Here is a 7943-nt window from a genome sequence, read left to right as displayed (position 1 = left end):
GTGCTGCGGCCGGGGCCGCCCGGTGCCCCCGCGGGTGCGGGGCGTGCGGGGGTCACGGAAGCCGCACCACCGTCTCGCCCTCGGCGGTGTCGATGTGCACCGCCGAGATGCGGGGGCCGACCGCGGGGTCGACCAGGACGTCGAGCGCGGCGAGTCCGGGCCACCGGTCCGCCCAAGCCCGCTCCGGCTCCCGCGCCGGGCCCGTCTCAAGGCGCCGCAGCGCCTTCGGGCAGACCCGGTGCCCGGCGGCCTTGAGGTCGCCCGGCACCCGTGCCGCGCGCGCCTGCGGGTCGCCGTAGCTCAGGAAGAACGGCAGCACCCGGCTGCGCCACGACAGGTCGAACGCCGCCTCCGCCCACGGCACGCTCCCTCCGTCGGCCCGGACGGACTCGCCGCGGAAGAGGTCCGGATCCGCTCCGGTGACCGTCTCCACCGCGCGTGCGGTGGACTCGATGTCGTCGGTCAGCGCCGCCCAGTTGAGGAAGTCCGGCCCGTCCGCCGTCCGTTCCAGGAACAGCCGGCCGAAGTCCTCGCCCGCCAGCCGCCGTTCGTCGTGGGTGACGAGCAGCTCCAGGTACTGCACGTCGGGCGTGTCGAAGGGCACCACCCAGCTCGCCGTGCCGTCCGGGTTGGGGCTGCCGTCGGTGATGCCGAACCCGTACTCGTCCCACAGCAGTTCGCGCAGCGGCTCGATGGTCCGCGCGCCGAGGATCACGTGGTCGATGCGCATCAGGAGGCACCGCCCAGGGCGTGCGAGGGGCACATGCTGTACGGCAGGGCCTCCCAGTCGTCGCCGACCAGGCCGGCCGCCATGCCCTTGCCGGTGGCGCGCGCCGAGAGCAGCCCGTGCCCGGCGTGGCCGGCCGACAGGAAGATCCGCTCGTGGCCGGGCAGCGCGCCCGCCAGCGGCCGTCCGGTGCCGGACACCGGGCGCAGTCCGGCGCGGAGTTCCACGGGCACCGAGTCCGCGAGCCCCGGCATGACGGTCGTGGCGAACCGCAGCAGGTTGGCGATGCCCTGGGTGGTCACGTGCTCGGCGAACCCCGTGTCCTCCTCCGTCGCACCGACGATCACGTCGTCACCGACCCCGGGCGCGAGGTAGTAGGCGGAGGACAGAATGCAGTTCAGCTCCTCGTCGGTCCGCAGTACGGCCATCTGCCCGCGCTGCGGCCGGACTCCGGTCGCCTCGGCCAGGCCCTTGCCCGAGCTCCAGGCGCCGGCGGTGATCACCACCCGGTCCGCGCGGAGCGTCCCGTCGGAGGTCACCACCGAGACGGCCGCGCCCTCCTCGCGCACCTCCCGGACCGTGACGCCCTGTTGCCAGTCGACGCCCCGGGCCAGGCACCGGCGCCGTACGGCGTCCAGGTAGCGGCGGCCGTCGATCATCAGCCCGTCCGGGTCGAGGAGGTAGCGCCTGCTGGTCGGCAGCTTGAGCCCGGGCGCGGCCTGCGCGAGGGCGTCGCCCTCCACCCAGTCGCCGACGCCGAGCCCGCTCAGCACGTCGCCGTGGGCCTCGACGTCCGTCTCGCGCAGGGCGCGCAGGATGGGCCTGGCCACGCTGAACGCGCCGTACTCCGGCTCCAGCCGGGCGACGTCGGCGTCCAGGTCCCGCTTGGCGGTCCGCAGCCAGTCGTAGAACTCCCGGTCGGTGAGGTAGCGCAGCGAGGGGACCGCCACCCCCGCCGCGCGGTTGGTCGAGTGCCCGGGTTCGGCACCGGAGTCGAGCACCCGGACGGACGCCCCGCTGTCGCTCAACTCCTCGGCGAGGCAGGCGCCGACGATCCCTCCGCCGATGAGCGTGAAGTCAGGGGGTGATGACGGTGACGACGGCATGTCCTGCACCTTCCATTTCGGCCGCGCCGGCGAGTACCAGCGAGCGGGTGGTCACGTCGCTGTCGCTGTGGACAGCCATGGGTGGGCCGGCCAGGCCGCGGGCCTGGCGCAGCAGATGGACGGGTTTGCCCCGCAGGGCGAGGCGGAACCAGCCGCCGGGCCGGTCCGCGATCCTGGCCAGGCACTGGAGCCGGACGGTGCCGTCGCCGTGGTAGCGCTGGAGGCCTTCCACGCACCAGACGAGTTCCACCGCGTCCGGGGGCACCTCGGCCCGGGGCCCGTCGAGTTCGAGCCGGGCCAGCGGCGGCGGGCCGAACCCGCCGGTGTCGTGGTCCCACACGGCCCGGCCGCGCGCGATGCCCTCGGCGAGTGGGGGCGGCGGGCAGATCCGGCCGCCGTCGACCAGGACGGTGGGCAGCGCCGGGTCGCCCCGGTCGTCCAGCCCCGAAGCGTCCTGCCCCGACCCGTCCAGCGCCGACCCGGGCGGCGCCGACGGCAGATCGGTCAGGGTCAGCTGCGGCAGGATGCGCCGCCCCGCCAGCCGGGCGGCGGTCGCGCGCCCCCCGCGCGAGGTCAGCGAGAAGGCCGCACCGGCCACCAGCACCGACGCCGCGGACGGCCGCAGCAGCAGCGGCCGCTCGCGCCAGTCGCCCGGCGGGTCGGCCGGTACGAACGGCCCCGAGAGCGCCCCGAGTTCGTCCCAGGGCAGCGCGTCCACGAGCCCGGCCGGATCCCCCGGGCCGCTGGTGCCGAGCAGTACGGGACCGCCAGGGGTCTCGACGCGGGCCAGCAACTCGGCCCGCCTGGACACCGGCAGGCCGTCGCCGTCACGCCACTCGTGGATCTGCGCCACCGCGCTCTGGAGCCCGGCGACGGCCGAGGCCGTCCGTTCGGCCGCCTCGGTGAGCAGCAGCCCGGTCTCCTTGCCCGCGTCCTGGTCCGCCGACCCGGCGACCCGCCGGGAGCCGGTGACCCGGCCCGTCGCGTCCCGTTCGAGGCGCAGCGTGTCGAGCGAGACGGTCAGCCGCGGCGCGCCGCGGGTGGGCGTGACGATTCCGGAGGCACGGGTCCTGGTCTCAGCCACGGGCCACCGCCCGCAGCCCGACGAGCCCGGTCGGCAGCCGGAACCCGGCGTTGGCGAACGACACCGGCACCGGGTACTGCCCCAGCTTCCCGCAGCCCCCGGTGGCCCGCAGGTAGGCGGCGACGCGGTGCTCGTAGGGCCGCAGACCCGCGAGCACCCGCGCTCCGTCACCGGTCACCGTCAGCGGGCCCAGCCGGGCGGTGCTGCCGTCGACGCGGTGCAGCAGGGAGAACGGGGCGTGGAAGACGAAGGCGCCCGAGGCGATGTTCATCATGTCCAGCCGCAGCCCGTACGGGGCGATCCAGTCGCCCGAGGGCGGCTCCGGCTCGGCCGTGGGCTCGATCAGGGCCACGGTGTGGGTCATCCGGGGGATCGCCGGATGCCGGTAGTTCTGTTTGCGCCCGTGGCCCGTGCCGGGGCCGCCGCCGAGCAGGGCGGCGAGCGCCCGGTCGGTCATCGGCCGCCCCACCGTGCCCCGGTCGATCAGCCGCAGGGTGCGGCACGGGGTGCCCTCGTCGTCGAACGGGCTGCGGTAGCCCGGCCCGTCGTGCGCACCGCCGTCGAGCACCGACAGCCACGCGGGTGCGACCGGCCGCCCGGCGCGCGCCCCGAGGTAGCTCGTCCCGGACGCGACTACGTCGGCCTCCATCGGGTGCCCGACGATCTCGTGGAAGAACGCCCCGGCGAGGCCGGGCAGCAGCACGAGGTCGGCGCCGTCCGGGAGTTCGGTGGCGAGCGGCAGTGCGAGGCGTTCGCGCACCGCCTCGGCCGTCCGCACGGCCGCGTCCCGCAGCCCGCCCGGGTCGGACCCCGCAGGGGCGCACAGCAGCGACCGGGAGTGGACGGTGCCGTCGTCACCGGTCAGCCTGGTCTCCAGGGTCGTGACGATCCGCTCGGTGGTGGCGACGCGGTCCGCGCCGCCGGCGGCGACGTGCTGCTGGGCCACACCCAGGGTCAGCTCCGCGCCGGTCTCGGCGGCGATCCCGGCGAGCTCGGCGCGCAGCTCGGGGGTCAGCTCGAACAGCGGCCGTTCCTGCACCTCGCGCAGCGCGTCGGCGGCCTCCGGGGCCGCTCCGGCGGCGCCCGAGGCCAGCAGGTCGTCGCCGTCGGCGAAGCGGTGCTCGGTGAAGCCCCGGTCGAGGTGCCGTTCGACGCTCATTCCGCGCACCGAGGTCCGCTCGGTGGAGACGGTGCCGTCCGGGAGCACGTCGGCCCGCATCCGCAGCGAGTGCTCGGCGAAGAGCGTGGTGTGCGTCATCGCGTGCTGCTCCCGTCGCTGTTGGTGCCGCTGTCGGTGCCGCAGCTGCCGATGATCTGCATCCGCAGCTCGCTGGTGTAGCGCCGGCCTTCGCCGTCGCGCAGCCACAGCTCGTCCGGCCCCGGCGCCATCCGCTCCACGCCCAACTGCTCGGCGCCGCGCGCCACATGGCTGATCAGGTCCGCCGCGAGCGGTGAGGCCAGGTCGATCAGGTACGGCTTGCGCTCATGGGCGCTGCGGCAGAAGACGAACCGCGTTCCGGTGTCCCGGGCCAGCCTGCGCAGCGCGAGGAACCGCGCCTCGGGCTCCGGTGCCGCGAGCGCCGCAGTGGGCACCTGCCACCGGGACCGCTGCAGGACGACCGATCCCAGGGCCACTTCGGGCTGTGCGTCCTCGGTGGTGAAGGTGGGGTGGAGCACCTGCGGATGCGAAAGGGCGGCGATCGGGGCGTACTTGACGAAGTCGCTCAGCGGGACGTACGCGCTGACCGCCTTGCCGTCCGGATCGTGCAGGGTGACGTCGTGCGGCCCGATGCGGACGGTGAGGTCCTCCGGCTTCAGCAGCTCCGGCTGGTCGTGGTCGGTCCAGGTCAGCGGGCGCATCGCGACCTCACGGCCGGGGAAGCGGTAGTAGCCCTTGTTGCGGCGCCCGAAGTCGAGGCCGACGACCGCGCCGTCCTGCGCGGCCGTCCAGGCGGCGGCGTCCGCGCCGAGCCGGTCCGGATCCGGGTGCATCGTGCCCAGCCAGCTGCGCACCAGCAGGTGGTGGTGGGCGCGGGAGAGGATGAGCGGGGCGTCCGCGCCGAGCCCGGCGGCGTCCGGCGCCGCGGGGCACAGGTCGATGACCGCGTACCGGTCGCCGTCCAGCGCCCCGGCCTCCTCGGTCAGCCGCTCGACCTCGGCCCGCCAGTCGGCGCCGGGGTAGACGGGTGCGTGGGTCGCCTGGAAGGTGCTGGTCGAGTCGGACCGGCTCGCGGCCGCTCGGGTCGCGTACGTGAGGAGGTCCAACTCCGTGGCCGGTGCCCCGGCTGGGCCCGTTTCTCCTGCGGTCCCGTCCGTGAAGGCGTCGCGCACTGCGGCCGCCGCGGCGCGCTGGGCGGCCTGCCCGTGCGCGGTGCACACCTCCAGCACGGGGGCGAGCTGCCGCTCCCAGTCGCCGACCAGCCCGGCTCCGAGGGTCAGCGCGAAGGGCGACGCGCACTCCTCGAAGAACACGGCGCGGTCGGCGTACGCCGCACCGGCGCCCCGCCTGGCCGGCCTGCCGGTGAACTCGGTGAACCGCTCCTCCAGGGCGGCGACGGCGGCCGCCTTGCGCTCCAGCGGCGCCTGCGCCAACTCGCCTATGAGGGAGGCGAGTTCGGCCATCCGGTCGAGCCACAGCTCGCGGGCCGGTGAGGCGGGCAGCGCGGAGAGCTGGTCCCGCAGCGTCGTGAGGGGCTCCAGGTCGTAGTCGCCGCCGCCGAGGCCGATGGTGACGGCCTCCTCGGCCACCAGCCGCATCAGCGTCCTGGCCACGTCGCGGGCCGGCTGCCCGGCGGCGCGCACCACGTCGCGGAACACCGTTCCGTCCGGGGCCACGAGCGGCAGCAGCGGCTCCCGCGCCGCGTCACCCCGTCCGGTGGAGTGGAACGCGAGATGCGGAAGGATCCTGGGGTCCCGGGCGATCGCCGTAGCCAGCGCACGCGCCGCCCAGTGCGAGAAGAACACCCGGCGGGCGCGGGGCACGTCGTCGCGCAGCACGGCACCCTCGCCCTCGCCCACCGTGCCGTACGCCATGGGCCCGAAGAAGCTCACCGTCTCGTTCTTCGCGCAGAACCGCTGCACGTACGTGAACATCTGCCGGCGCACCCGGCGCCAGCGCGAGGTCAGCGGGCCTTCGTACGCCAGCAGCGGGAGCAGCATGTTGCGGTACGCGTCCGGGTTGGACAGGAACACGGCCTCGGAGACCCCCGGATCCGCCAGCAGATCCCGCAGTCGCTTTCCGGCCTCGTCGTCGGCCTGCCGGCAGGCGAGCGCGTAGCGTTCCCAGGCGTCGGCCCAGGCGCTCACCGCCCGGCTCCACTGCGGCCCGCCGGACGACGCCGGCAGCTGCCGCGCCCGTCCGCGCAGCACGTCGGAGCGCAGCGACTCGGCGCGGGGCCCGCTGAACTGCGTCTCCACCAACTCCAGGACGGTCCGCTCGCGGTCGAGCAGCTCGTCCGCGAGTTCCAGCAGGGAGTGGGGCGCGCCCAGCTCCTCCAGCCAGTCGAACGGCATTCCCGCATGGCGCAGGATGAACTCCCGCCCGATGCGCCACTGTCGGCTCACTGGCTCCTCCGCATCACACCGGCCTGGACCAGCCGGTCGGTCAGTTTCCTTCGGGCACCGTCGCTGATCCGGTCCAGGACGGCGGTGTCGCCGGACGAGAGCCGCTCCACGACCGGTGTCAGCTTCGGATGCAGCCGGAACGCGTTGCCCGTCCGCAGGTTCACCACGAACGAACCCGGGCCCTGGCCGTCCGGGCCGGGCCCCTCCCCGGCGACGACGGCGGCCGACGGCTCCCAGACCGCCGTCCCGTCCGGTGCGGCGAGCACGCAGCAGGCGAACCGGCCGGGGAGCAGGTCGGCCACGGCGCCGAGTTCGGCGTTGAGTGCGCCGATCGCCGCGGTGCGCGCCGTTTCGTCGAGCGTCCCGGGCCCGCTGAACCGGTCCCAGCGGGGCAGGTCGTTGCCCGGGGCGGTGTGCCGGATCAGCGGCACGCCGCCCCAGGCCTGCGGTGCCGCGCCGCCCCGGGCCGTCGGCAGCCGGAACGGGCTGAGCCCCGCGAGCCGAGGGCCCGGCCCGGACAGCAGGCTCCGCGCCGTGCCGGCCGTCTCCTCGGCACTCACCCCGGGCGCCCCGACGAGCAGTTCGACCCGGAGCAGGGCCCCGTCCACCGCGTCCAGGACGGTCCGCAGATCGGTACGGCGGCCGTCCGCCCCCGTCACCTCGGCCCAGGACTCCAGCCGTGCCACGGTCAGCGCCGCGCCCCGGCACTCGCGCCACGCCTCGGCGGGCAGCGCCGCCGCCTCGTCCGGGGCCAGCCAGCCCGCCCAGGGGGCGCCGGCCGGCCGGTCGGCCGCGCGGCGGACCCAGCGGACCGGCGTGCCGTCCCCCGACCACTCCTTGCCCAGCCGCCAGGCCGGCGCCCAGTCGTCGAAGCCCGCCGCCGCCGAGAACGGGGCGAGCGCGCGCAGCGCCTCCCGGTGCGCGGTGGCGAAACGCCCGCACAGCACGACCCGTGCGGGGCCGAGCGCCTCCAGGAGCACTGCGGCCGCCGGGAGTTGCTGGTCGGTCTCGATCACCAGGTGCACCCGCCCGTTCGGGGCCGCCGCACGAGTCCACCGCGCCTCGGGCCCCAGCAGCTCGGTCCGCTGTGCGGCCAGCACCACGTCGGCCCCGCACTCGGTGGTGCCGCCGACGAGTTCCACGTCGTCCGCGGCCAGCCGCAGGGCCGGATCGGCCTCGCCCGCCAGCCGCAGCGCCATGCCCATGGCCCGCAGCCGGCCCGCGGCCTGGCCGCCCCGCGCGGTGACCCGTGCGGCGGCCCGCGCGAACAGCGCCCTGGTCCGGTTCTCCGCGGGGTCGCTCCCGCCGCGCCTGCCGAGGTCGTAGTCGTCGGCCAGCGCGGCGAGTGCCCCGGTGCCCGCGAGGCGTGCGACGAAGTGCGCGTTCACGTCGATCAGTTGGTCGTCCGGCCCGAGCTCCGGTTCCAGACTCGGATCGAACAGGGGAGGGAGCACCACCTGGC

At 75.8% G+C, this 7943-nt stretch carries 6 protein-coding genes; all 6 read right to left on the bottom strand.

The features are described from left to right. Window positions 1-52: 52 nt before the first annotated feature. From ACFWPT_RS27920 to ACFWPT_RS27895, 6 genes are read right to left on the bottom strand one after another with little or no spacing between them, the layout of a single operon-like run. Window positions 53-730 carry a VOC family protein gene (locus ACFWPT_RS27920; protein WP_380485102.1) on the bottom strand — a complete coding sequence of 226 codons (678 nt, stop codon included), beginning with the start codon at window positions 728-730 and terminating at the stop codon, window positions 53-55. After that, window positions 730-1833: an FAD-binding oxidoreductase gene (locus ACFWPT_RS27915; protein WP_063346294.1), complete on the bottom strand. Its 1104-nt coding sequence runs from the start codon at window positions 1831-1833 to the stop codon at window positions 730-732. Before ACFWPT_RS27915 ends, ACFWPT_RS27920 begins: the two co-directional genes overlap by 1 nt. Beyond that, window positions 1805-2917 carry a hypothetical protein gene (locus ACFWPT_RS27910; protein WP_380485099.1) on the bottom strand — a complete coding sequence of 371 codons (1113 nt, stop codon included), beginning with the start codon at window positions 2915-2917 and terminating at the stop codon, window positions 1805-1807. The genes ACFWPT_RS27915 and ACFWPT_RS27910 overlap by 29 nt, the downstream gene beginning before the upstream one ends. Then, entirely contained in the window at window positions 2910-4175 is a 1266-nt protein-coding gene (locus ACFWPT_RS27905; RefSeq protein ID WP_380485097.1) for a metallopeptidase TldD-related protein, read from the bottom strand. The genes ACFWPT_RS27910 and ACFWPT_RS27905 overlap by 8 nt, the downstream gene beginning before the upstream one ends. Next, a complete protein-coding gene (locus ACFWPT_RS27900; protein ID WP_380485095.1) occupies window positions 4172-6481 on the bottom strand; it encodes a lantibiotic dehydratase in 2310 nt (769 codons plus the stop codon). The genes ACFWPT_RS27905 and ACFWPT_RS27900 overlap by 4 nt, the downstream gene beginning before the upstream one ends. Next, a complete protein-coding gene (locus ACFWPT_RS27895) occupies window positions 6478-7938 on the bottom strand; it encodes a hypothetical protein (RefSeq protein ID WP_380485106.1) in 1461 nt (486 codons plus the stop codon). Before ACFWPT_RS27895 ends, ACFWPT_RS27900 begins: the two co-directional genes overlap by 4 nt. Window positions 7939-7943 lie beyond the last annotated feature (5 nt).

The organism is Kitasatospora sp. NPDC058478 (assembly GCF_042720345.1).
In the GTDB taxonomy this organism is placed as follows: Bacteria; Actinomycetota; Actinomycetes; order Streptomycetales; family Streptomycetaceae; genus Kitasatospora.
This window is presented reverse-complemented; position numbering and strand designations above follow the sequence as displayed.